The 22235-nt window shown below is 59.9% G+C and carries 23 protein-coding genes; 11 read left to right on the forward strand and 12 right to left on the reverse strand.

All coding sequences use genetic code 11. The features are described 5' to 3' along the window. Positions 1–34 precede the first annotated feature (34 nt). Together IB213_RS08735 and murI are read left to right on the forward strand one after the other, a co-directional pair. On the forward strand, positions 35–718 hold the full coding sequence (locus IB213_RS08735; RefSeq protein ID WP_192406002.1) for a c-type cytochrome: 684 nt from the start codon (positions 35–37) through the stop codon (positions 716–718). A 137-nt stretch (positions 719–855) separates the two neighbouring features. Beyond that, complete coding sequence (murI, locus tag IB213_RS08740; protein ID WP_192406003.1) at positions 856–1743, forward strand: glutamate racemase; 888 nt, start codon at positions 856–858, stop codon at positions 1741–1743. Between the two features lie 71 nt (positions 1744–1814). Here the strand turns inward: murI and IB213_RS08745 are convergent, their stop codons facing one another. Further along, the gene (locus IB213_RS08745) at positions 1815–2273 is read right to left on the reverse strand and encodes an Lrp/AsnC family transcriptional regulator (protein WP_191723750.1); all 459 of its coding nucleotides are present in this window, start codon (positions 2271–2273) and stop codon (positions 1815–1817) included. Between the two features lie 105 nt (positions 2274–2378). On the opposite strand from IB213_RS08745, the gene IB213_RS08750 reads away from it, so the two are divergent. Beyond that, positions 2379–3014 (forward strand): LysE family translocator, encoded by a 636-nt coding sequence (locus IB213_RS08750; RefSeq protein ID WP_192406004.1) that lies wholly within the window; start codon positions 2379–2381, stop codon positions 3012–3014. Between the two features lie 84 nt (positions 3015–3098). On the opposite strand, the gene IB213_RS08755 is transcribed toward IB213_RS08750, so the two are convergent. Together IB213_RS08755 and IB213_RS08760 are read right to left on the reverse strand one after the other, a co-directional pair. Next, positions 3099–3776: a DNA/RNA non-specific endonuclease gene (locus IB213_RS08755; RefSeq protein ID WP_370551203.1), complete on the reverse strand. Its 678-nt coding sequence runs from the start codon at positions 3774–3776 to the stop codon at positions 3099–3101. 252 nt (positions 3777–4028) lie between these two features. Next, on the reverse strand, positions 4029–4463 hold the full coding sequence (locus IB213_RS08760; RefSeq protein WP_192406005.1) for an RNA-binding S4 domain-containing protein: 435 nt from the start codon (positions 4461–4463) through the stop codon (positions 4029–4031). A 211-nt stretch (positions 4464–4674) separates the two neighbouring features. Here IB213_RS08760 and IB213_RS08765 point away from each other — a divergent pair, with 211 nt between their 5' ends. Both IB213_RS08765 and IB213_RS08770 read left to right on the forward strand, forming a co-directional pair. Continuing rightward, positions 4675–5238 carry a tripartite tricarboxylate transporter TctB family protein gene (locus IB213_RS08765; RefSeq protein ID WP_192406006.1) on the forward strand — a complete coding sequence of 188 codons (564 nt, stop codon included), beginning with the start codon at positions 4675–4677 and terminating at the stop codon, positions 5236–5238. After that, positions 5229–6761, forward strand: a complete 1533-nt coding sequence (locus IB213_RS08770) for a tripartite tricarboxylate transporter permease (RefSeq protein ID WP_192406007.1) — start codon at positions 5229–5231, stop codon at positions 6759–6761. The genes IB213_RS08765 and IB213_RS08770 overlap by 10 nt, the downstream gene beginning before the upstream one ends. A 209-nt stretch (positions 6762–6970) precedes the next feature. On the opposite strand, the gene IB213_RS18295 is transcribed toward IB213_RS08770, so the two are convergent. From IB213_RS18295 to IB213_RS08800, 6 genes are all read right to left on the reverse strand, one after another. Beyond that, entirely contained in the window at positions 6971–8626 is a 1656-nt protein-coding gene (locus IB213_RS18295) for a methyl-accepting chemotaxis protein (protein ID WP_304515604.1), read from the reverse strand. Between the two features lie 387 nt (positions 8627–9013). Then, positions 9014–9181 (reverse strand): hypothetical protein, encoded by a 168-nt coding sequence (locus IB213_RS08780; protein ID WP_192406008.1) that lies wholly within the window; start codon positions 9179–9181, stop codon positions 9014–9016. 15 nt (positions 9182–9196) lie between these two features. Further along, positions 9197–10294 (reverse strand): YeeE/YedE thiosulfate transporter family protein, encoded by a 1098-nt coding sequence (locus IB213_RS08785; protein ID WP_191723756.1) that lies wholly within the window; start codon positions 10292–10294, stop codon positions 9197–9199. A gap of 139 nt (positions 10295–10433) precedes the next feature. Then, positions 10434–11381, reverse strand: a complete 948-nt coding sequence (locus tag IB213_RS08790) for a sulfurtransferase (RefSeq protein ID WP_192406009.1) — start codon at positions 11379–11381, stop codon at positions 10434–10436. Between the two features lie 205 nt (positions 11382–11586). Further along, on the reverse strand, positions 11587–12438 hold the full coding sequence (locus tag IB213_RS08795; RefSeq protein WP_191723758.1) for a PoNe immunity protein domain-containing protein: 852 nt from the start codon (positions 12436–12438) through the stop codon (positions 11587–11589). Between the two features lie 52 nt (positions 12439–12490). Beyond that, complete coding sequence (locus IB213_RS08800) at positions 12491–13420, reverse strand: LysR family transcriptional regulator (RefSeq protein WP_192406010.1); 930 nt, start codon at positions 13418–13420, stop codon at positions 12491–12493. 209 nt (positions 13421–13629) lie between these two features. On the opposite strand from IB213_RS08800, the gene IB213_RS08805 reads away from it, so the two are divergent. From IB213_RS08805 to IB213_RS08815, 3 genes are read left to right on the forward strand one after another with little or no spacing between them, the layout of a single operon-like run. Next, the gene (locus tag IB213_RS08805) at positions 13630–14853 is read left to right on the forward strand and encodes a CaiB/BaiF CoA-transferase family protein (protein WP_192406011.1); all 1224 of its coding nucleotides are present in this window, start codon (positions 13630–13632) and stop codon (positions 14851–14853) included. Next, entirely contained in the window at positions 14850–15851 is a 1002-nt protein-coding gene (locus IB213_RS08810) for a hydroxymethylglutaryl-CoA lyase (RefSeq protein WP_192406012.1), read from the forward strand. Before IB213_RS08805 ends, IB213_RS08810 begins: the two co-directional genes overlap by 4 nt. A 53-nt stretch (positions 15852–15904) precedes the next feature. Then, entirely contained in the window at positions 15905–16885 is a 981-nt protein-coding gene (locus tag IB213_RS08815) for a tripartite tricarboxylate transporter substrate binding protein (protein WP_192406013.1), read from the forward strand. A 180-nt stretch (positions 16886–17065) separates the two neighbouring features. Here the strand turns inward: IB213_RS08815 and IB213_RS08820 are convergent, their stop codons facing one another. From IB213_RS08820 to hemH, 3 genes are all read right to left on the reverse strand, one after another. Next, complete coding sequence (locus IB213_RS08820; RefSeq protein ID WP_192406014.1) at positions 17066–18304, reverse strand: MFS transporter; 1239 nt, start codon at positions 18302–18304, stop codon at positions 17066–17068. Positions 18305–18638: 334 nt separating this feature from the next. After that, positions 18639–19154 carry a nucleoside deaminase gene (locus IB213_RS08825; RefSeq protein WP_191723764.1) on the reverse strand — a complete coding sequence of 172 codons (516 nt, stop codon included), beginning with the start codon at positions 19152–19154 and terminating at the stop codon, positions 18639–18641. A 112-nt stretch (positions 19155–19266) separates the two neighbouring features. Then, complete coding sequence (hemH, locus tag IB213_RS08830; RefSeq protein ID WP_192406015.1) at positions 19267–20328, reverse strand: ferrochelatase; 1062 nt, start codon at positions 20326–20328, stop codon at positions 19267–19269. A gap of 58 nt (positions 20329–20386) precedes the next feature. Between hemH and IB213_RS08835 the strand changes: the two genes are divergently transcribed. The 3 genes from IB213_RS08835 to IB213_RS08845 are packed head-to-tail and all read left to right on the forward strand — an operon-like array spanning position 20387 to position 22226. Further along, complete coding sequence (locus tag IB213_RS08835; RefSeq protein WP_353738633.1) at positions 20387–21106, forward strand: HAD-IA family hydrolase; 720 nt, start codon at positions 20387–20389, stop codon at positions 21104–21106. Positions 21107–21141: 35 nt separating this feature from the next. After that, entirely contained in the window at positions 21142–21972 is an 831-nt protein-coding gene (locus IB213_RS08840) for a DUF2189 domain-containing protein (protein ID WP_192406016.1), read from the forward strand. 38 nt (positions 21973–22010) lie between these two features. Beyond that, entirely contained in the window at positions 22011–22226 is a 216-nt protein-coding gene (locus IB213_RS08845; protein ID WP_191723767.1) for a DUF2788 domain-containing protein, read from the forward strand. The last annotated feature ends 9 nt before the right edge of the window (positions 22227–22235 follow it).

Consider the following 22235-nt stretch of genomic DNA (forward strand, 5'->3'; position numbering starts at 1 on the left):
TGGTTCTATGTTGCTGCACGCCCCGGATTTACTCATGAATTTGCGCTTTTCTGCCTCGCTGCATGCCTGCTTTCAAACTGTTGTGGGTGCAGCAATGCTGTCTGTTGTGCTATGGCCTGCGGCGTATGCGCAGCCAGGCAAGCAGATCACCCAGGCCGAGTTGCAGGCACGTTTGCTGGAAGCCAAAACCAATCCTGAGGTTGAGCAAAAGCTCTATGCCGTTGGCCGCAAAGTGGCCGCAGTGTGTGCCAATTGCCACGCAGACCAGAACGGGACAGCGATTTTGGAAGTGCCTTATCTGGATGGGCAAAATCCAGCGTATCTGGTCGAGCAGATTCGCCAGTTTTCTCAGGGCCTGCGCAAAAACACCTTCATGGAAGGCATTTTGAAAGCCATGAACCGCGACGAAATGGTGGGCATGGTGTTGTTCTACGAAAAAGAAAAACTGCCACCCCGTGCAGCGAAAGATACGGCCATGCTGCAAAAGGGCAGGGCGTATTACGAGCGGGTCTGCATCAACTGCCATGCGGCAGATGGTCATGGCAATGAGCAATTGCCGCGCATTGCGGGCCAGCACTATGGCTACGTCAATTTGACGCTCAAACGCTATCGCGACAGCAGCGACGTGCGTGCCAATGCCAACATGGCTTTTGTGACCAAGGGCATGTCTGACCAGGACATTCAAGCGGTGGCAACTTATCTGGAAACCATGCCTTAAACGGCTGCCTTGCAAAAGTTTCACAACCCCTGCATGGTTTGCGCCAGCAGGGGTTTGTTGCTGGTGCTGTGGCAAGGCGTGCTCGGGCAGGCGCATACTTGGCAGATTGTTGTATACCCACCTTCATTTTTTGCACCATGACTTTGGCGGCATCGCCCATTGGCGTTTTTGACAGCGGTATTGGCGGCTTGAGCGTGCTGCAGGCTTTGCGGCACGAGCTGCCCCATGAGCACTTTGTCTATCTGGCAGACAGTGGGAATGCACCGTATGGCGAGCGCGGAGACGATTTTGTACAGGCGCGCACGCACGCTATTGCGCAGCACCTGCGCTCGAAACACGGCATCAAAGCGCTGGTGATTGCCTGCAACACGGCCACGGCAGCGGCGGTGGAGTCTTTGCGCAGCTTCATGCCAGATTTGCCATTGATCGGGGTGGAGCCCGCGATCAAGCCCGCCAGCACATCCAGCCAAACCCAGCATGTTGGGGTAATTGCCACGCGAGGCACGGTGGAAAGCCGCCGGTTTAAAAAATTGCTGGCTGAATATGGCCAGCATGTGCACTTTCATGTGCAAGCCTGTGACGGTCTGGCGCGCGCCATTGAATGGAGCACTTTGCAGCAACCCAAAGCAGAAGGCGAAGTGACAGAAATTGAAGCGCTGAGCGCCCGCTACATCAGTGATTTAGGCCAATTCGGTTTAAAAACTGGTGAGATGGATGCACTGGTGCTGGGTTGCACGCACTACATCTTTATCAAGGACGAGTTGCGCGCCTTGCTGGGGCCTGAGGTGCTGCTGATTGATACGGGCGCAGCGGTAGCGCGGCAGACCCGGCGTTTGCTGGATACGACGATGGCCTTGCGTGCTGAACCTGCGCAGTTGCAGTTGCAGTCACAGTTGCCGCTGCAGCCCATAGCGAGTGCCGAGCAGATACAGCTGATGACGACAGGGCAGGTGGCATCGCTGCAGGCTGCGGCCCAGCGCTGGCTGGATTTGCCCGCCAGCTGCTGCACGACAGTGGATGTTTAGGCTGTTGATTTTTAAAAGTTGATCTTTAACGCTTGATGCACAGGCATTTGAAGCGCTTTTGACTCGCATCTCTATCCCGCCATGGCTGCTGTCAGTGGCCGGTTGGCCACAACGTCTTTCATCACCAGGGTCGAAGTCATGCGGTGCATGCCTGGCAGTGTGGTGAGGCGTTCATCGTAAAAGCGCTGAAAGGCCGACAGGTCGCGCACCACTACGTGCAGTAAATAGTCGGGTTCGCCAAACAGGCGCTGCGCCTGAATGACATTGTCCAGCGCCGCCACCGCTTGCTCAAATTCAGCCACAGCCTTGCTGCCAGTAAGGGTCACAAAAACCAGAGCGGCAAATTCCAGCCCCAGAGAGCGTGCATCCAGCTGTGCGCGATAGCCACGGATGACGCCGCAGTCCTCTAGTGCCCGCACGCGCCGATGGCAAGGCGAGAGGCTGAGCCCGACACGCTCAGACAGCTCTGTGACCGTTAATCGGCCATCGCCTTCAAGCTGTGCAAGAATTTTTCTGTCTAAGGCATCCATGGGGTGAAATCTTCTAATTTAGAAAATCAAACAGGAAATTATTGAAAGCACATTGTGCAAGAAGCTTCATATCCTTGCTGCTTTCTATTGCTGTGTGAGTATCTTGTGTCAGTGTCAGTTATTGCTGCTTTTTGGCTGGTTTCTTTTCTGCTGGTGATCACGCCAGGTGCCGACTGGGCGTATGCCATTTCTGCAGGCTTGCGAGGGCGCACACAGGTGGCTCCAGCCGTTGTGGGGCTGGCTGCCGGGGCCATGCTGGCGACCGTGGCCGTAGCTGCGGGAGTGGGCGCCTTGGTAGCCCAGCACCCCGCGCTGCTTACGGTGATGACGCTTGTGGGTGCTGCGTATTTGCTGTGGCTGGGTGTGGCCATGCTGCGCAAGCCTTCTACAGCCACAGTCGCTGCGGCCCAGGGCCACGACTCGCCATGGCGCTGGATGGCCAGGGGTGCCTGTGTGAGTGGCCTGAACCCCAAGCTGCTGTTACTGCTGCTGGCTTTGCTGCCGCAGTTTGTGCAGCAAACGGCACCTTGGTCGGTGGCGCTGCAAATTGTGGCCTTGGGGGGCGTACATGCAGCCAGCTGCTGCGTGGTTTACATGGGCGTCGGTCTGGGCTCGCAGCGGGTGTTGGGGGCACGCCCTGTAGCTGCGTTGTGGGTGTCGCGCTTGTCAGGTGTGCTGATGGTCGGTATTGCGATGATGCTGATTGCTGAGCGTGCCTGGCATGGCACGCAGGGCGGGTAAGGCTGCGGTGCCAGGGATGGGTAATGAAAGCCGCATCAAAAAAGCGCTCTGACGGAGCGCTTTTTTTTGCAGGGGCCTGCGGCCTTATTTAGGCTGGATGCCGGGCAAAAACTCAATGCCCGTGCGCTCAACCAGTTCGCTGTAGCTGATGGGCTTGCTGATGCGCTCATCGTCGCGATTGGCCTGCCAGTGCGCCCACGCGCGGTTGGTCTCGGCGTCGTAGACCAGCTTGTACAAATAAGCGGGCACAGCCACCTGATTGCCACCTACGGTGGCGGGCTGTGGTTCATACACGGGGCCTGTAATGATGAAGACATCACCTTTGGCGCGGCTGGCGTAACGACGGGTGTCTTTTTCAATGTGTGCCCAGGGGCCGCTGTTTTGCTTGATGGACTGGGGCACCATATTGGCCAGCGAGAAGCTTTGCGCCATGGCCTGAGCTGTGGGCATGTCGGCAGCTGGGGCCATATGCCCGCGAGAGTATCCAGAGCCTTTGTAGTCACTCAGCTCAGCGCGCTCGGCACGCGGCAGGCGCGCATCGGCGTAAAACTTGTTGGTGCGTTTTTCGTTGGCATCGGCAACCAGGGCCTTGTTCATGCGCTGTGCCACAAACAGGGGGGTGCGGGTGCTGCCGTTGTGCAAAATGGCAAAGGCATCAAAGCACAGCTCACGCAGCTTGGGCTGGGCATGCACCGCTGGTGGTACACCCGCCGCAAAGAACTGACGGCAGTCTTGAAAACGACTGCCGGCCGCAGCAGGCACCGGGGCCGTCTTGGCTGGGGCCGTGGTGCTGGTGGTGGACTGGGGAGGGGATGTATTGCCTAAACAGGCGCTGAGCAATACAGCGCCCAGAGCGGATGCCACAACAGCGCGTGCACTGCGCGCTGAAAACTTTTGAAAAATCACTGAAATCCCTTGCAGCCTCTATGGCTGGTGTTCACAAATCAATAGCAAGGGATTGAAACAGTTTTCGACAAAAGGTTCCGACGAATGGTTATCTATTGCAGCAAGGCATCACTTGCCGTCCCAGCTGGCGCTCCAGCGGTCATTCCACTGGTGGCGCGTGCGCTCAATCTCGCGGCGGTCACGCTTGGTGGGGCGGCCATCGTGCTGCAGGGCAATGGTGCTGGCCGGCTCTGGGGCCAGCCGGTGTTCTTCGGCCAGGCGCTCGCGTTCGGCCATGCTCTCGGGGGTTTCTGCATAAAGCTGCTGGGCCACAGGGGCAGGGCCGCGCATGGCGCTCAGCCCCAGCACCTTGACGGTTTTGGGCACATTGCCCTGGCGCAGCATGATGGTGTCACCCACACGCACCTCGCGTGATGCCTTGGCCGCTGCTGCGTTGACGGTGACGCGGTTTTTACTGATTTGCTCCACGGCCAGGCTGCGGGTTTTGTAAAAACGTGCAGCCCACAGCCATTTGTCTAAGCGCATGGAAGAATTTTCAGTCATGCCACTATTGTCAGGGAAGGCGATGTGCGCTGCCGTTCGTCGTGCATCTTTGCGCTGTGTCATACGGGTTTGTACCGGCTGCGCATGCGCCGATGAACGGGATGATGCGGCAGCCAAGCAAGCTTGATCCTGCGCAGAGCCTTTGCGTTGGGCAGGTGGCAGCCTTGGGCGTTGACTGAGTTGGTAAAGCAATCCAAAAAAGGTGTCTGATATGACCGAACAAGATGCAGCGCAGCCACTGGAGGGTGAGTCTGCGTTGTCTGCACACGCCGATTTGATAGCTGCCCGATGGCAAACCGGTGTGGGCTTGGCCATTGCTTTGGTGGCTGTGCTACTGGCATGGGCCACCTGGCAGATTCCATCGCAGCCGCATGCGATGGATGGTGGTGCGCGCCTGGTGCCCGGTTTGTGTGCGGGCGCGTTGCTGCTGTGCGGACTATGGCTGGTGTGGGAGGCACGCCATGGCGGCTGGCGCCATGTGCCGGCCTTGAGCAGTGATGTCAGGGTGCAAGTGACCCCGTGGGTGTGGGTGAGTGCGGGCATTTTGCTCAGTGGCTTGCTGATGGCTCGCAGTGGCTTTGTGGTGGCTGCCACGCTGTGTTATGTGCTGGCATTGCAGGGGCTGCGGCTGGCTGCGCAACCGCAATTGCGTGTCAGCGTTCAACGCTGGGCAGGTGACCTGGCCACAGGGGCGCTGATTGCGTGCGTGGTGTATGCGCTTTTCACACAGGTCTTGGGCATTGATTTGCCAGCAGGGTGGTTGGCATGGAATTGATACACGCTTTGTGGCAAGGGCTGGCGGTGGCTACCACGCCAGAAAACCTCCTGTGGGCATTGGCGGGTTGTGTGCTGGGTACCGCCATGGGGGTGCTGCCGGGTTTTGGCCCTTCGGTGGCCATTGCGGTGCTGCTGCCCATGACGTTTCATGTGGATATCACGCAAGCTTTTATCTTCTTCATCGCCATTGCGGGCGGCGGAATGTATGGCGGCTCTACGGCGTCGATCGTGCTCAATACGCCCGGGGAAAGTGCCAGCATGGTCACGGCCATGGAAGGCAACCGCATGGCGTTGAACGGGCGAGCCGGGGTGGCGCTGGCCACTGCTGCCATTGGCTCTTTTGTTGCGGGTACGCTGGCGGCAGTGTTCGTGGTGTGGGCGGCGCCGTGGGTGGCAGGGGTGGCGCAAAAGCTTGGCCCTGCAGAAACATTCATGCTGATGGTGATGGCACTGGGCGCCGTCAGTGCCGCAATTGATAAAAGCACGTTGCGCGGGATGACAGCCTTGTTCATCGGGTTGGCGCTGGCGTGTGTGGGCATTGAGTCCACCAGCGGAGCTGAGCGCTGGACCGCAGGCTGGCCTTTGCTGTATGACGGTATCGATATGGTGCTGGTGGCCGTGGGCCTGTTTGTGGTTGCCGAGGTGCTGCATGCCGCCATGTATGAAGGGCGTGTACGCAGCACGCTCAATACGGTGGGTCGAGTGCGCATGTCGCCCCAGGACTGGAAGCGATCCTGGCGACCATGGCTGCGTGGTACGGTGATCGGTACGCCGTTTGGCTGTGTGCCAGTGGGTGGTATTGATATGCCCACCTATGTCAGTTATGCCTCTGAGCGCTATATGGTGCGCGAGCAGTACCGCAATGAATTTGGCAAAGAAGGTGCAATTGAAGGTGTCGCCGGCCCAGAAGCTGCGAACAACGCTACGGTGACGGCGGCATTGATTCCACTGCTCACCATGGGTATTCCCACCAGCAACACCACCGCCGTGATGCTGGGCGCTTTCCAGAACTACGGGGTGATGCCGGGGCACCAGTGGTTTGCTGTCGGGCACGCGCTGGTGTGGGTGCTGATTGCGTCGCTGTTCATTGGCAATTTGATGCTGCTGGTGCTGAACCTGCCTATGGCACGCATGTGGACGTGGCTGCTGCGCATACCCCGCCCGCAGCGCTATGCAGCCATGCTGGTTCTGGCTACGGCGGGTGTGTATGGCATGCGCCAGAGCATGGGGGACGTGTTCATCATGTATGGACTGGGCTTGCTGGGTGTGGCCATGCGGCGCTTTGATTTCCCTTTGACGCCTTTGGTGGTCGGCCTGGCTCTGGGGCCGATGGCGGAAGTGCAGTTGCGGCAAGCCGTGGCGGTGGGCAATGGCAGCTTGGCTATTTTTGTCCAGCGGCCGTGGTCGCTGGCCTTGCTGATTGTCGTGTTGCTGCTGGTGGTTGTGCCCAGAGCCTTGCAAGGCTGGGCCAACCGCCGCATGGCACAGGCACGTGCTTATGCGCAAGAGGAGGGGCTTTAAGAGCCGCTGGTGCCACCGTCGGTGCGCCGGTGCTTGGTGGCGCGTGATGTAGTGCTGGTTGTGTCCGTGTCTGTGTCTGTGGATGTGGGCGACTGCAAGACTTCCATTTGCGCAGCGTGTGGCCGCTTCAGCCTGAGCAGATGTTCATGTGCACTGACAAAAAAGGCCTTGGTACATGCCAAGGCCTTTTTTGTGGAGGACGGAGAAATTTAATTGAGCATCATGGGCTCTTCAGCCGCAGCCTGTGGCTGTTTCAAGGTCCGTGGTGCAGCAGACGCTGGTGCCAGCTTGGGCGCAATGGTCGCAAAGCGAGCAGAAGTGCCTGTGCCAGTTTTGAAGGTGGCAACCAGCTGGTTCAGTTCCGCGGCCTGGTGGTTCAGGCTGCTGGCTGCGGCGGCACTTTCTTCAACCAGTGCAGCGTTTTGCTGGGTGACCTGGTCCAGCTGCGCAATGGCGTCGCTGACCTGGCCTGCGCCCTGGCTTTGCTCCTGGCTGGCGTTGCTGATTTCCTGAATCAGGGTCGAGACGCTTTGCACCTGGCGTACCACTTCGCTGATGGTCTGGCCCGTGGCATCGACCAGGCGTGTGCCTTCGCTCACCTGGTTCACGCTTTGTTGAATCAGTTGCTTGATTTCCTTGGCCGCATCTGCACTGCGGCCAGCCAGTGCACGCACTTCGCCCGCCACTACGGCAAAGCCGCGGCCTTGTTCGCCGGCGCGTGCGGCTTCCACTGCTGCATTGAGCGCCAGGATGTTGGTCTGGAAAGCGATGCCGTCAATGACGCCAATGATGTCGGAAATCTTGCGCGAACTGGTGGAGATGGTCTCCATGGTCTGCGTTACCTGCGCCATGGCCTGGCCGCCTTGTGCGGCCGTTTGCGCTGCATCGCGTGCCAGGGCAGTGGCTTGCTGGGCGTTTTCTGTGTTGTGACGCACGGTGGAGGCCAGTTGCTCCATGCTGGCTGCAGTTTGCTGCAGGTTGCTGGCTTGCTCTTCGGTACGCTGCGACAAATCGTTGTTACCGGTAGAGATTTCGGTAGCGCCTGTGGCAATCGATTCGCTGCTGTCACGGATGCGGTTCACGATGCCGATCAGGTTGCCGTTCATGCTCTTTAAAGCTTGCATGAGGCGGCCCAGCTCATCGTTGGATTTCACCTCGATTGTGGAGCTCAAATCACCCTGGGCCACCGTCTCAGCCACGTGCACGGCGCTGTCCAGACTGCGGGTAATGATGCGGATGAGCAGGCTGGCACCGAACAGTGCCAGCACCAGCAGGACGGCAACAGCAATGGCCGCCAGCATCATGGCGCGGGACAAGGCAGATTGCGCTTCTTCGTAAGCGGCAAGTGCCAGCTCCTCTTGCATGGTGGACAGCAGTTGCAAGTTAGCTGCCAAAGGGCTGACGCTAGGGAACAGGCGGTATTCAATGAACGAGCCCAGCGAGTCGTGGTCCTGCTGCTCAAACAAGCGCAGCAAATCATCAATGCGCGGTGTGATGGCGTCAATCAAGGTGCCCACGCGCTGTGCCAGTACCTTCTCGTCTTCGGTATTGGTCTCCACGTTGGCCTGGTAGGCCTGCCAGGCTTCCTGGGCATTTTTCTTGATTTCTGCCAGTTGCTCCTTGCCCGATTCAGCCAGGATTTGCTGGTTGTAGACCTTGTTGGTGATTTCCACCAGCTTGATGCCGTAGCCGTCTGAGATCAGCTTGATCTGCTGTGTGGGCACGACACGGTTGGTGTAAATATCTGCCAGCCGCTCGTTGCTGGCATTGAGCTGGTGCACCAAGGCCGCAGTGATGGCAACAGTCAGTGTCAGCAGTCCTGCGACCAACAGCCATAGCTTGGCCCGGATGCTGATATTTCTCATAACTTGCATGTCTAAAACCCATGTCCTTCAGAAGCTGCGCACATTGCAGTGCACTGGTGAATGACTGGCAAGAACATGATCCTTGCCAATTCTATGCATGAAATTGTGGCAGATTGTTAATGGGCTGGGGTTCTTGTTACAAGTTGGTGACGGCTATTTAGTGGGGGCTTGCACATATATGTAAACAAATGCCCGGCTATGGCACGCTCTAAGCGACAGAAGGCCTATGTTTTCTGCATGGATATGCTAGCTATCTTGGTTGGCGATGGACGTGGGCCTGTGCGCTGGTGCACTGCAGCTGACCAGTTTGTGTGTGCACCCTAGCGGGCCTTGCAGGCATAAAAAAGGCCGCAAGCATGCGGCCTTGACGTCACAGTGAGTGCCTGCTCAATCAGGCATGGAGCAGTGGCCGCCTTGTACGGCCACGCCAGATCCGGCGGCAATCAGCGGCGCTTCATAGCGTAGATCGACGGGCTTGGAGTGGTTGAAATCCCAGACCACAAAGGCGATCAGGACCGCCCAGAATGCACTGCGAAGCACGGTTGCTTGTGTCATGGTGTGCCCCCTTTCTTAAAAGCCAAAGTGGCGGCGAATGCGCAGACCAAAGATGGTGCCCACAAAGGCCAGCGGCACCCAGATCCAGCCGTGGATAGAGCCGGTTGAAATGCCAGAGAACATGGCGCCCACGTTGCAGCCAAATGCCAGGCGTGAGCTGTAGCCCAGCACCAGGCCTGCGATCAGGGCGACAGCCCACTGCTTGCCACTCAAAGGCTTGGCGCTGGCAGGTGTGGAGGCACTCACCCACAGTGCACCGGCCAAGATACCGATGTTGGTGATGCTGGTTACATCCAGCAGCACGGTTTCGGTCAGGCGTGCAGCGTTGCCCGGCTGCGTCCAGAACCAGTTGGTGGACAGGTCCACCGCGCCCGTTGCCGTGGCTACCTTGGCAGCCCACAGACCAAAACCGTAGACCACGCCCCAGGGCTGGCCAGCAATCACCAGGTTGGCAGTGGCCAGCAAGGCCAGCAGCACGGCACCAATGACCCACTTGCGCACAAACAATGGCTTGATCTGGCGGCCTGCTTGGAGGTTGGCGCGCTTGCAGTAAAAGCTCACGCCTGCTGCCACCAGCGCCAGCCCGGCCAGCGTGGCGGCCAGGGCTACGTCCCAGCCCCATTCAGTCACCAGGCCCACCGGTGCGGTGCGGCCCAGGTCCAGCCACCAGCCCAGGTGCACACTGCCTAAAAAGCTGCCAATGGCAAACACGGGCAAGATGGCCGCGTTCATTGGAATGCCCAGTCCCGCCTTGTACAGCGTGCCGCTGCCGCAGCCATCTGCAATCTGCATGCACAGGCCAAACACGAAGGCTCCCACAATCAGGCTCACGCTGGGGGGGCCGAGTGCGGCGGTCAATTCCGGAAAGTGGCCCAGCAGTGGCATGGCCAGGCAGGCGGCCAGTGCCAGCAGCAGCAGCTGGCCGAACACGCCCGACGGGTCCTTGTCTTCCACCAGCATGCGCCAGCCGGTGGTAAAGCCAAAGCGCTTGCCAGCCAGCACCACACCCAGGCCAATACCCACGGCAAACAACGCGGCCTGGCGCACGGAGACAGACCACAGCAGCCAGCCAAAGAAAACGGCCATGATGATGGCCAAAGGTAATCGCTTCATTCGAAGACAGCCTCTCTTATCAATAGGTATTAAAAATATGAGCTGCTAGCGCTTACAGGTTATGCATTTCAAAGTGATTTGTATTTGAAATGCACGGCTTGCATGCGTTAGTAGCTCACTTTTAATTTTTTGAATTGTTTTAGTTGAACTTGCGTTCCCACCACTGCTTGGTCGAGCGCAGTAATTGCTCACCCCGTCCGGGTGCGTTTTGCAGTTGCGGTGCATCGGGCTGCTGCGTCCAGTCGACCATCGAGCCTGCGTACAGCTTCACGTTGGGAATGCCCGCCACTTCGCTCATGCCAAACCAGTCGGTGGCCGCCCAGTGGCCGGTGTTGCAAAACGCCACGGCGCTCTGGCCTTCTGGCACCTGAATGTGGGCGGCAATGGCCTTGGCTTTGTCGACATCGACAAACAGCGAGGTCTTGGGCACAAACCACTGGTTGAAATCAAGCTGGACTGCACCGGGCAGCGTGCCGGCCATTTTGGCGGCGGGCGCCTGGGTCTTGCCTTGGTAGAACGCGTCGGGGCGCGAGTCCACCAGCACCGCGTTGCTCAGCTTGAGGTTTTGCTGGATGTCTTGGCGCGTGGACAGCCATGTGGCGTCAAAGGTGGGCGCGTAGGTGCTGGGGGCGACCTGGATGGCTACTGTGGAGAAGGGCAGCTTGGCGTCTTCCCAGGCCTTGAGGCCGCCGTTGACGATGGACAGCTCGGTCAGCCCCAGTGACTTCAGCGTCCAGTACACGCGGGCCATGGCACCAAAGTCGGTGGCATCTTTGCCGTGCGAGACCACGACCGCGTGGGTCTTTGGGGTCAGCCCCAGCGACTGCACCAGAGCCACCAGCTTGTCGTGGTCGGGCAGCTCGCCGGGGTTGGTGGCGGGGCCACGCCATTGGCCGTAGGGTGCATTGACCGAGCCGGGAATGTGATTGCTGGCAAATTCCTTGGGCGTACGGATATCGATCACGCGCACTTCGGGGTTTTGCAGCAAGGGTGAAAGCTCGGCGGGTGTCAGCAGGGCAGGCGCAGCCAAAGCCCATCCGCTGGTTCCCAGCGTCAGTGCCAGAGCAAGGAGTTGTCTGTTTTTCATAAGGAGCACCCGTACAAGGACTGTGCAGTAACCACGGCTGTGGCAAAGCCTCTATTGTCCTGCGTCAAGAATGTGCCCACAACGAATAATTATTTGCTTGCATATAGCCTGCTGCTATTTGCATCTGCCCGATCCAGAGGGGGCATGCAGCGTGCAGCAGTCGCCAGTCGACAGTCACCGGCCCTCAACCCTCAGCGCAGGGTGGTCAGTCGCGCACGCCCATTGCGTAGTCCACCAGATCGGCCGGGTAGTGGGGCAGCTCACGCAGTGCGCTGTCGTCCAGCCCATACAGGGCCACCAGTGCACCTGCTTCCAGCGCCCACCAGCCCCAGGCCTGAGCACCTTTGAGGCGGGGGTGATTTTTCTGAGCCTGGGCAGTGAGTGCAAAAAACCGGCTGTAGTGCTGATCCACATAGGGCAGCAAGGGCTCGGGCGTGATGTCGCCATACTGGTCAAAAAACTCGCTCAAGCCTTCAAAGGGCTGGGGGTGCAGGCACTCGTCCGACGCTTCCAGCAAGCCTGTGGCGGCTGCGCTCAGGTAGTCCAGCAGGCGGTCGGTGCGCCCGTGCAGCAGGTGCTCAACAATGGCGGGGATTTCCCCTTCCTCATCCAGCAGCACCGCCATGGCCAGCAGCTGCAGCGCGAACTGGTACTCCGCAGTCTCCGGACGAATGGCCTGGGGTGTGTGCGCACTGCCTGCATGGCGCGCCTGCTCAAGCACCGCCGCATATTCACGCCACACAGACACCACACTCAGATACAGGGGGCGCAGCAGATGGGCTGGTACACCGCGATCCAGTGCCAGGCGCAGCAGTGTGGAGGCCGTTTGCGCAGCGTTTTCCCACTGCAGGCAGGCATCTTGCTGGTCATCGGCATCGATGTCGGTCATGGGCATGCCGTACAGGCTTTCCTGCACAAAGCTGGTGAGCATGGCGATGTTGTCGTCCCACTCTTCTTGCCAGCTGGGCAGATGCAGCGTGCGCCTGGGCTCCAGCGCGGACAGATGCAGGTGCTGACATTGCGCAATCAGTTGGGGAAGGTCTGCGTAAGCGTGCATGGCGGTGGCCTCAGGGTGGCTGTGGCGCCAAGCATAGCGGAGGGCGGTGCCGTTACGACTGCGTGGCGGTGGCCGCAGGGCTTTCAGTGGGGCTGGCGGGTGCCTGAGTCAGGTGATCGACCAGCGTGCGCGCAGCCGGGGGCAGTGCGCTGTATGCGCGCATGCACAGCACCAGCTGGCGGTGCGCCCAGGGCTCTGTCAGCGTCATGGCTTGAATGGGCAGGCTGCCCTGATAGAGCGCTGCGCTTTGGCGCGGCAAGATGCCCACGCCTAGACCGGAGGCCACCATCAGGCACAGCGCGTCGTAGCTGGTGACCTGAATGCGCAGCTTCAGCGGCATCTCCAGCAGTGCTGCGCTGCGGTTGAGCAGGCCGTTGATGGCGCTGCCCGCATGCGCGCCCACAAAGTCATAGGCCAGCGCTTGCTGCATGGTGACGTGCGTGCTGTGGGTGAGCGGGTGACCGCTGGGGGCAATCAAAATCAGCTCATCCTGGCGGTAGGGCACATAGGCCAGATCGCCGCCGTAGTTGCCCGCGTTCAGGATGCCAAAGTCTGCGGTGTTCTGCGCTACGGCCAGGGCAATTTCGCTGCTGACTTTTTCCAGAAGGTTGACCTGCACCTCCGGGTGCTGGCTCATAAAGCTTTGCAGCTGCGCAGGCAGAAACTGGGTGATGGCCGAGATGTTGGCCACCATGCGCACATGCCCGCGCATGCCGCTGCCGTACTCGCGCATGTGGCGTGTGATGCCATCCATCTCCCCCAGCACATTGCGCGCCAGATCCAGCAAGGTATAGGCCGCAGGCGTGGGTGCAATGCCGCGGTTGCTGCGCTCAAACAGGCGCACCTGCAGCTGGGCTTCCAGCTCGGCTAAACGGCGGCTGGCAGCAGAGGTGGCAATGTGCTCGCGCACGGCAGCACGGGCAATGGCCTGCTCTTCCATGACAGCAACAAACAGGCGCAATGAGATGGGGTCGAGTCGCATGCCTGCATTTTGCTTTGCTTAAACAGCATTGCGCTCTTGTTTATATAGCTCGAAATACAAGGGTATTCACTATGTTTTCTTTCTGCTATGCCGAAATGCGATGGCAGTTGCGCAAAACAGCGTTTTGAAGACTGAAAACTCTTTTGCATCATGCGTCTTCAGCCGGGGTTGCGTGCTGCGCCTCAGCTGGGCCCACAGGGAATGACAAGATGCAAGAAACAATGAACAAGTTGCCACAGCTGCAAGCCGGTGCGCTGGCCGGTGTACGGGTGGTGGAGATGGGGCAGCTCATCGCTGGCCCTTTCGCAGGCAAGACGCTGGGTGAGTTTGGTGCCGAAGTTATCAAGATTGAAGCGCCGGGCGCTGGCGATCCGCTGCGCAACTGGCGCATGATCAAGGAAGGCACCTCGGTGTGGTGGCAGGTGCAGTCGCGCAACAAAAAGTCGGTGGCGCTGGACCTGCGCCAGTCGCAGGGGCAAGAGCTGGCGCGGCAGTTGCTCAAAGAAGCCGATGTACTGATTGAAAACTTTCGCCCCGGCACGCTGGAGGGCTGGGGCATGTCGCCCGAGGAGCTGCATGCGCTGAACCCCGGTCTGGTGATTTTGCGCATTTCTGGCTACGGCCAGACCGGCCCCTACCGCGACCTGCCCGGTTTTGGCGTAGTGGGTGAGGCCATGGGCGGCCTGCGCCACCTGACGGGGGAGCCGGGCCGCGTGCCGGTGCGCGTAGGTGTCTCTATCGGTGACACCCTGGCCGCCTTGCACGGCACGATTGGCGTGCTCACAGCGCTGTACCACCGCAAGGTCAATGGCGGCAAAGGACAGGTGATTGACGTGGCGCTGCACGAGGCGGTGTTTAACGTCATGGAAAGCCTGATCCCCGAGTACAGCGCCTTTGGCGCGGTGCGTGAAGCGGCGGGCAGTGCCTTGCCCGGCATTGCGCCTTCCAACGCTTACCCCTGCGCCGATGGCTGGGTGCTGGTGGCGGGCAATGGCGACAGCATCTTCAAGCGGCTGATGCAGACCATTGGCCGTGACGATCTGGGCAATGCCCCCGATCTGGCCAACAACGCAGGCCGTGTGGCGCGGGTGCAGGAAATTGATGCCGCCATCGGCGCATGGACGCAGCCGCGCAGCATCAACGATGTGCTGGCTCAGCTGGGCACCGCACGTGTGCCCGCCGGGCGCGTTTACACCGCCAAAGACATTTGCGAAGACCCGCACTACCGCGCCCGCGACATGATTTTGGCGCAGGAGACACGCGATGGCTACAGCGTGGAAGTGCCGGGCATTGTTCCCAAGCTGTCGGCAACGCCGGGCACTATTCGCTCCAGCGCCCCCAGACTGGGTGATGACACCGACGCTGTGCTGGCAGACATGGGTTTAAGCAGCGAGCAAATTGCCCAGTTGCGCACACAGGGAGTCATCCAATGAATGCACAGCATGTATGGAACGGCGGCGGGCGGCGCATTTACATCCAGGAAGTGGGCCCGCGCGATGGCCTGCAGATGGAAAAAGTGTTTGTGTCCACGGCAGACAAGATCGCCATGGTCAACGCGCTGTCTGCAGCGGGCATGGCCAAGGTGGAGGTGACGGCCTTTGTCTCGCCCACTGCCATTCCAGCGCTGGCCGATGCGCAAGAAGTGCTGCGCGGCATTGAGCGCCCCAGCGGCACGGTGATGACATGCCTGGTGCCCAACGTCAAGGGTGCAGAGCGCGCCATGGCGGCAGGTGCTGATGAGCTCAATCTGGTGATGTCCGTCAGCGAAACCCACAACCTGTGCAACCTGCGCATGCTGCGCACCCAGTCGTTTGCAGCGCTGCAAGAAGTGATTGCTGTGGCGCAGCGCGGTGGTGTGGCCATCAACGTGTCGCTGTCGTGCAGCTTTGGCTGCCCCATGGAAGGGGATGTGCCTGCCGATGAAGTGCTGGCCTGGGTGCAGCGTTTTGTCGATGCGGGTGTGCAAGGCATCACGCTGTGCGACACCACAGGCATGGCCCACCCCACGCAGGTGCACGCGCTGGTTACCGCCTTTAAGGCGCGCTGGCCCGGCACCACGCTGACGCTGCACTTTCACGACACACGCGCCATGGCGCTGCCCAATGCGCTGGCGGCCATTGCCGCAGGCGCAGACCGGTTTGATGCCTCGGTCGGGGGGCTGGGCGGCTGCCCCTATGCACCGGGTGCCAGCGGCAATGCCTGCACCGAAGAGCTGGTGCATGCCCTGCAGTTGATGGGCTACGACACCGGCGTGGATTTGACGGCCTTGACCCGTGTGGCGGCCAGTTTGCCCGCGCTGATTGGGCACGACATACCCAGTGCGATTGTGAAAGCCGGGCCTGTGCAGCAGTTGCACCCCAGGCCCGCATCGTTTGAGCAAGTACGCACCCGTGCGCAAGAGCGGATGCAGGCACAACAGCAACAGGGCTGATGCTTTGCACCACAGGGCCAGCAAGGCCTGATAACAAAACCAAGGAGACAACCATGACCATGAACCGCAAACAATTTGGCCAGCTGGCTTTGGCCGCAGGCCTGGCGCTGGGCTTTGCAGGCACTGCAGCAGCGCAGGCCGGCTACCCAAGCAAGCCCATCAACATGGTGGTGCCCGCCGCCGCTGGTGGCACCACCGATCTGGCCGCCCGCATGACTGCGCAGGCACTGGGCCCCGTGCTGGGCCAGACCATCGTGGTGGAAAACAAGGGCGGTGGCAACGGCAACATTGCAGCCGCACAGGTCAAGCGCGCCGAGGCCGATGGCTACAACCTGCTGATGCAGTACTCGGGCTTTCATGTGATCTCGCCCCATCTGGGCAAGTCCAGCTGGGAGCTGGCCGACTTTGTGCCCGTGGCCAATGTGCTGTCGGCTCCACAAATCGTGGTGGTGCGCGGCGACCTGCCCGCCAACACCATGCAGGAGCTGGTGGCGTATGCCAAGGCCAACCCCATGAAGCTCAACTACGCCTCCTCGGGCAACGGATCGCTGCAGCACGTCACCGGCGTTCAGCTGGAGCAGGCGGCAGGCATTCAAATGGTGCATGTGCCTTACAAGGGCACGGGCCCGGCCTTGCAGGACTTGCTGGGCGGCCAGGTGGACCTGACCTTTGGTACAGCGCCCCCCTTCATGGCCCACATTCAGGCAGGCAAGCTCAAGGTGCTGGCGGTAACGGGCAAAGAGCGTCTGCCCAGCCTGCCCAAGGTGCCCACCACTGCTGAGACCGGTTTTGCGGGCGTGAATGCCACCTCGTGGTTTGCGCTGTTTGCACCTGCCAAAACACCGAAAGACATTGTGCGCAAGCTGGAGACCGATGTGCGCAACATGCTCAGCGATGCCTCTTTCCAGAAGAAGGCACTGGACCAGGGTGCAACGGCTGACTTCATGGACAGCAAGGCACTGGGCGACATGGTCAAGCGTGATTACGCCATGTGGGCCAAGGTGGTCAAAGAGGCCAACATCAAGGCCGATTGAGCCTGAGATGAAATAGTGACCCGGTGCAAAATTGGGTGCACCGGCTTATCTAAAAAAAATAGCTGCCAGCGCATATGTAGCCTGGTTCTTAGATATAAAAGTATCTGAAAACAAGGCTCAGCAAGCGATGGCAGCTCTTTTTTTTGGCAACCAGCGCAGGCCGCTGGCTCCAGGCGCAGTTTATTGCAGCTCTTTGCCCTTGAGTTCCGGAATCAGGAACGCCGTGGCAATCATGTCCAGCACATAGATGGCCGCCAGCATGGCAATGGCCATCTGAAAGCCGTAGCTCATGGCCACTGCGCCCACCACAACGGGGCCAAAGCCACCCACGCCGCGGCCAATGTTAAACAGCACGTTCTGCGCCGTGGCGCGTGCCTCGGTGGGGTAGGCCTCGCTCATCACCGCGCCGTAGCCGCCCATCATGCCGTTGACAAACATGCCCAGTACCGCGCCAGCCCACAGCATGGCGGTGGGGTCCGACAGCTGCGAGTACGTCAGCACCATGATGACTGCGCCCAGCTGGAAGATCAGGAAGCTGGGCTTGCGGCCAATGCGGTCGGCCAGTTGGCCAAAAATCCAGATGCCGGCCATCATGCCCACGATGGTCACAGCGGTCCACATCGAAGACTTGGTCAGGCTGAAACCCAGTTGCTTGGACAGAAAGCTGGGCATCCAGATCATGATGCCGTAGTAGCCAAAGTTCTGTACCGAGGTCAGCACAATGATGCCCAGGCTGATCTTGGTGGTGGCCTTGTCTTTGATGAGCAGTTTGAAGGCTTCAAAACGCTGGCTTTTGGTGGCTGCTGGCTTGCGCACAAACACCTCAGGTTCGTGGATGCGGTTGCGAATCACCCAGGCAACAATGGCCGGAATCACCCCCACCAAAAACATGCCGCGCCAGCCAATCACAGGCAGCAGCAGCGGGGTCAGCAAAGCTGCCGCCAGCACACCCACTTGCCAGCCCAGCGCCACATACGAGGACACGCGCGCACGGTGGCGCGCTGGCCAGGCTTCTGCAGCCAGCGCCATGCCAATGCCAAATTCACCGCCCAGACCAATACCGGCGATGGTGCGGTAGATTAGCAAATCCCAGTAACCAGTGGCAAAAGCGCACAGCCCTGTGAACACGGCAAACAGCATGATGGTCCAGGTCAGCACGCGAATGCGGCCGTAGCGGTCTGACAGTGCGCCAAACACAATGCCGCCAAACACGGCGCCAATCAGCGTCCAGGTCACCAGCGAGCCAGCCTGACCGGGCGTGAGGTTCAGGTCTGCCGAGATGGCGCTGAGCATGAAGCCCAAAATCAGCAGGTCAAAGCCGTCCATAGCGTAGCCGACGGCAGAGCCGGCCAGGGCTTTCCAGCTGTAACTGTTGATGGCCGTTAGCTGGCCCGTGTGTGCGCAAGAGGGGGAGGTCATGGCTGTGGTTTTCCTTGTTGTTTTTTGAAGCTTCACCAAGTGGTGTTTCTACAAAAAGCAAAACCCCCAAGGTGCAAAGACCTCGGGGCCAAAGAGCCAGCCAAGTTGTGCAGCAGCGCCGGGTGCAGGGCGTGCCAAAAACCTGCGTAGAAAACGCAGGCCGCAGATTCGGAGTGTGATTCTAGGCAGGGCTGCTGTTGCCTGGCTGGCGCTGGCGTAACAGCCGTGCAGCTCGGCGGTATATGGCAGCAGCACCTGCGCAAAGTGTGCATTCATGCCATTCGCGTGCGCGAACCCTGCAGGCGTTGATAGGTGCAGTCCGGTGCAGTGCCCTCTAGCGTGATGCCCAGAACCGCTGCTGCAATTGGGCGATTTCAGCGGCCATCTCTGGCACGGGGCCAATCAGCTGCACCGGCTTTTGGCAGTGGTCAAACACGTAGCGCGAGGGCACGCTCATGGTGGGGTTCTCTCCGTGGCTGCCCGTGCAGTGCAGCAGCTCGTGCTCGGTCATGCCAAACACCACGCGGCCAATATTGGCCCAGTAGGCCGTGCCTGCGCACATGCAGCAAGGCTCAACATTGGTGTAGAGCGTGCAGCCCCACAAATACTCGGGCGTGAAGTTGGTGGCAGCCATGCGCGCCAGGGTCGATTCGGCGTGGTTCACCGTGTCGATGTTGCATTGCTCCATCAACACGGTTTCCTGGTCCGGGCCCACCAAAATGGCACCAAACGGGTGGTGCCCCAAAGCGATGGCGCGTTCAGCCACTTGCTGGGTGTGGCGCAGATGGCGGCAGATCTGTTCGTGGGTGGGCGTCAGCCCTTGAGGCGGCAAATTGAGGGGGGTAGTCATCGGTCGAACTTTGGAAAGTGAAGGGTCAAGCTTGCCCTGTGCACCGATGTGCAAGCAATTAGTGTGCGCACCTGCTGGGTAACCCGCAGGTGCGCGCCCAAACTAAGCCTGATTAAGTCTGATTGCGCGGCTGTGGCTGGACAGGCCAGCCTTGCATGTGCTGCTGTGCAATGTCGCGCAGCGCAGTGATCCAGGCGCTGTGGTCGTTCAGGCACGCAATGAACCGGTAGTCCTTGCCGCCTGCGTGCACAAAGGCTTCGCGCGCCTCCATGTTGATCTCTTCCAGGGTCTCGATGCAGTCGCTGGTAAAGCCAGGGCACATGATGTCCACGCTCTCCAGCCCCTGCTTGGCCATCTCCACCAAGGTGGGCTCGGTGTACGGCTCCAGCCACTTGGCCTTGCCAAAGCGTGACTGGAAGGTGAGCACATATTGCGCATCGCTTAGATTCAGCCGCTGTGCCAGCAGGCGGCCCGTGGTCAGGCATTCGTCGCGGTAGGGGTCGCCCTGCTGGTAGGTGCGCTCAGGCACGCCGTGAAAGCTGAGCACCAGCTTTTGTGCCCTGCCGTTTTCACGCCAGTGTTGCTCTACGGTCTGGGCCAGCGCGTCGATGTAGCCGGGGTGGTCGTGGTAGCGCTGCACAAAGCGCAGCTCAGGAATGTGGCGCTGTGTTTTGGCCCAGTCATACACGGCATCGCACACGCTGGCAGTGGTGGTGCCTGAGTACTGGGGGTACAGCGGCAAAACCAGAATACGGGTGGCGCCTTGCGCTTTGAGGGCATCCAGTTGCGATGCCATCGAAGGGTTGCCGTAGCGCATGGCAGGGGCCACCAGTACGTTGGCACCGGCCTGCCCCAGCCAGTCGCGCAGCAAGCTGGCCTGACGCTCGGTGAAGTACAGCAGGGGGGAGCCTGTAGCGCCGCCTTGGTTCCACACGGTGGCGTATTTGGCTGCCGACGCTTTGGGGCGGGTGCGCAAAATAATGCCGTGCAAGATGGGCCACCAGGCCAGTTTGGGGATTTCCACCACGCGGTCATCTGCCAGAAACTGCGCCAGATAGCGGCGCACGGCGGCAGGCGTGGCCTCATCGGGCGTACCCAGATTGCACAGCAAAATGGCGGTGCGTTCAGGTTGGCCTGCGGGGAGTTGGGGTTCGGGGGCAAAGCGTGACAGCATGGGCACCATTGTGACAAAAGCTTGGGCCTTTGAAGACCGGCATGGATGCAGTGCTTGTGTGCTCCAGTATTCTTGGGCCATGTTTGACCCATCAAAAATTCGCGCCATTACGCTTGATCTGGACGATACGCTGTGGCCCATCTGGCCCACCATTCGCCGCGCTGAAGAAGTCTTGTTGCTATGGTTAAAAGAGCATGCTGCGCAGACTGCGCAATTGTTCAGCACGCCAGAAGCATTGCGAGCCATCCGCAATCAAGTCGAGCAAGAGCGCCCGGACCTGCGCCACGATCTGAGCGGTTTGCGCCAGGCATCCATCCGCCAGGCTTTGCGCCAGGCAGGCGATGATGAAAATTTGGCTATGCCGGCCTTTGAAATTTTCTTTGCAGCGCGCCAGCGCGTTGAGCTGTTTGGTGATGCCGTGCCCGCCCTGGAGCGTCTGGCGGCGCGCTGGCCCGTGGTGGCTGTGACCAACGGCAACTCTGACATTGAGCAAATCGGGCTGGGGCAGTTCTTTCAGGACAGCTTTAACGTTACGCGCACGGGCTTTGCCAAGCCCGATGTGCGCATCTTTCACTGCGCGGCCCAATCACTGGAGCTGCCGCTGTCCGCCATCTTGCATGTAGGAGACGATGCCAAGTTGGATGCAGTCGCTGCACGGGATGCGGGTATGCACGCTGTTTGGCTCAATCGCAGCGGCTTAGATTGGCCCATAGAGGAACAGCACCCCCCCACAACGGTCAGCAGCTTGTTGGATTTATGTGACTTGCTGGCGGCCTGAGTGACTATTCCCCATGGGGAAAGAGGAGTCCGCGCATGCCCAATACCTTGTCTCGTGCACCCAGCCTGGATCTGCCTGTAGCGCTGCGCATCGGATGGATGCAGCCATTGACCTGGCTGGCGCTGGGCTGGAGGGATATTTGTCGCACCCCGCTGCTTAGCTTGTCACACGGCGTTTTCCTGGCGCTGCTAGGGGCGGCCATCTTGCTGGTGGGGCACAATCGCTTTTGGTTGATGGCGGGCGCGCTGTCTGGTTTTCTGGTGGTGGGCCCGGTGGTGGCGACCAGTTTGTATGCAATCAGCCGCGCATTGGAGCGTAAAGAGCCAGTGAGCTGGCGCCTGGTGCGACGCACGTGGATGCACTGGCAGCAAGGGCAAAGCAAGCTGGGCAATGACTACTGGTGTCTGGTGCAGTTCGGGCTGCTGCTGGCCATTTCGGCCACGGGCTGGGTGCTGGTCTCTGCCTCACTGATTACCTTGCTGGCGCCGGTGCGTATTGCTACGCCGATGGACTTCATGCAGTACGTGGTGCTGGCACCCGATGGCACGCTGTTTCACCTGTGGCTGGCACTGGGCAGCTTTCTGGCCGCGCCCATCTTTGCATCCAGCGTTATTTCTATGCCTTTATTGATGGATCGCAAAGTGACTTTGTCGCAGGCCGTGCTCACTAGCTGGTCTGTGATTTTGCAAAACCCCATTGCCATGGCTTTGTGGGCGGCGCTGATTGTGATGTTTACGTTGTTGGGCTTGGCGTCGCTGTTGCTGGGTCTGGTGCTGGTGATCCCCATGCTGGGCCATGCCAGCTGGCATGCCTACCGTGATTTGGTGGATGCATCAGACTTTGCGCTGCGCGAGGCAGTCAGTTAGCGCACACCAAGCGCTTTGCGGTTTCGAGGATACGTGTTGTGATTTTTGGTTTTACAGAAGAACAAATCTCTGAATTTTTTCTGACCTATGGCATTGGGGCCTTCATTGTCTTCATGCTGTTCATCATCGGGCATTTGGCGTGGGAATCCAAAGCGGGCAAGTTCGGCACTTTTGTGCTGTTCCTGGGCTTGTCCGTCGGCTTTATTGGTTTTATCGCCAAGGCCGTTATCCAGTGGTATCTGGAGCACAAGTAAGTATTAAAA

Source organism: Comamonas sp. CMM02, from assembly GCF_014851485.1.
Taxonomy (GTDB): Bacteria; Pseudomonadota; Gammaproteobacteria; order Burkholderiales; family Burkholderiaceae_C; genus Comamonas; species Comamonas avium.

What these genes read in the sequence shown, in the direction of transcription:
- IB213_RS08735 (WP_192406002.1), top strand. Translation starts at nt 35, where the DNA reads ATGAATTTGCGCTTTTCTGCCTCGCTGCATGCCTGCTTTCAAACTGTT.
- murI (WP_192406003.1), top strand. Translation starts at nt 856, where the DNA reads ATGACTTTGGCGGCATCGCCCATTGGCGTTTTTGACAGCGGTATTGGC.
- IB213_RS08745 (WP_191723750.1), bottom strand. Translation starts at nt 2,273, where the DNA reads ATGGATGCCTTAGACAGAAAAATTCTTGCACAGCTTGAAGGCGATGGC.
- IB213_RS08760 (WP_192406005.1), bottom strand. Translation starts at nt 4,463, where the DNA reads ATGACTGAAAATTCTTCCATGCGCTTAGACAAATGGCTGTGGGCTGCA.
- IB213_RS08765 (WP_192406006.1), top strand. Translation starts at nt 4,675, where the DNA reads ATGACCGAACAAGATGCAGCGCAGCCACTGGAGGGTGAGTCTGCGTTG.
- IB213_RS08770 (WP_192406007.1), top strand. Translation starts at nt 5,229, where the DNA reads ATGGAATTGATACACGCTTTGTGGCAAGGGCTGGCGGTGGCTACCACG.
- IB213_RS18295 (WP_304515604.1), bottom strand. Translation starts at nt 8,626, where the DNA reads ATGAGAAATATCAGCATCCGGGCCAAGCTATGGCTGTTGGTCGCAGGA.
- IB213_RS08780 (WP_192406008.1), bottom strand. Translation starts at nt 9,181, where the DNA reads ATGACACAAGCAACCGTGCTTCGCAGTGCATTCTGGGCGGTCCTGATC.
- IB213_RS08785 (WP_191723756.1), bottom strand. Translation starts at nt 10,294, where the DNA reads ATGAAGCGATTACCTTTGGCCATCATCATGGCCGTTTTCTTTGGCTGG.
- IB213_RS08790 (WP_192406009.1), bottom strand. Translation starts at nt 11,381, where the DNA reads ATGAAAAACAGACAACTCCTTGCTCTGGCACTGACGCTGGGAACCAGC.
- IB213_RS08795 (WP_191723758.1), bottom strand. Translation starts at nt 12,438, where the DNA reads ATGCACGCTTACGCAGACCTTCCCCAACTGATTGCGCAATGTCAGCAC.
- IB213_RS08800 (WP_192406010.1), bottom strand. Translation starts at nt 13,420, where the DNA reads ATGCGACTCGACCCCATCTCATTGCGCCTGTTTGTTGCTGTCATGGAA.
- IB213_RS08805 (WP_192406011.1), top strand. Translation starts at nt 13,630, where the DNA reads ATGCAAGAAACAATGAACAAGTTGCCACAGCTGCAAGCCGGTGCGCTG.
- IB213_RS08810 (WP_192406012.1), top strand. Translation starts at nt 14,850, where the DNA reads ATGAATGCACAGCATGTATGGAACGGCGGCGGGCGGCGCATTTACATC.
- IB213_RS08815 (WP_192406013.1), top strand. Translation starts at nt 15,905, where the DNA reads ATGACCATGAACCGCAAACAATTTGGCCAGCTGGCTTTGGCCGCAGGC.
- IB213_RS08820 (WP_192406014.1), bottom strand. Translation starts at nt 18,304, where the DNA reads ATGACCTCCCCCTCTTGCGCACACACGGGCCAGCTAACGGCCATCAAC.
- IB213_RS08825 (WP_191723764.1), bottom strand. Translation starts at nt 19,154, where the DNA reads ATGACTACCCCCCTCAATTTGCCGCCTCAAGGGCTGACGCCCACCCAC.
- hemH (WP_192406015.1), bottom strand. Translation starts at nt 20,328, where the DNA reads ATGCTGTCACGCTTTGCCCCCGAACCCCAACTCCCCGCAGGCCAACCT.
- IB213_RS08840 (WP_192406016.1), top strand. Translation starts at nt 21,142, where the DNA reads ATGCCCAATACCTTGTCTCGTGCACCCAGCCTGGATCTGCCTGTAGCG.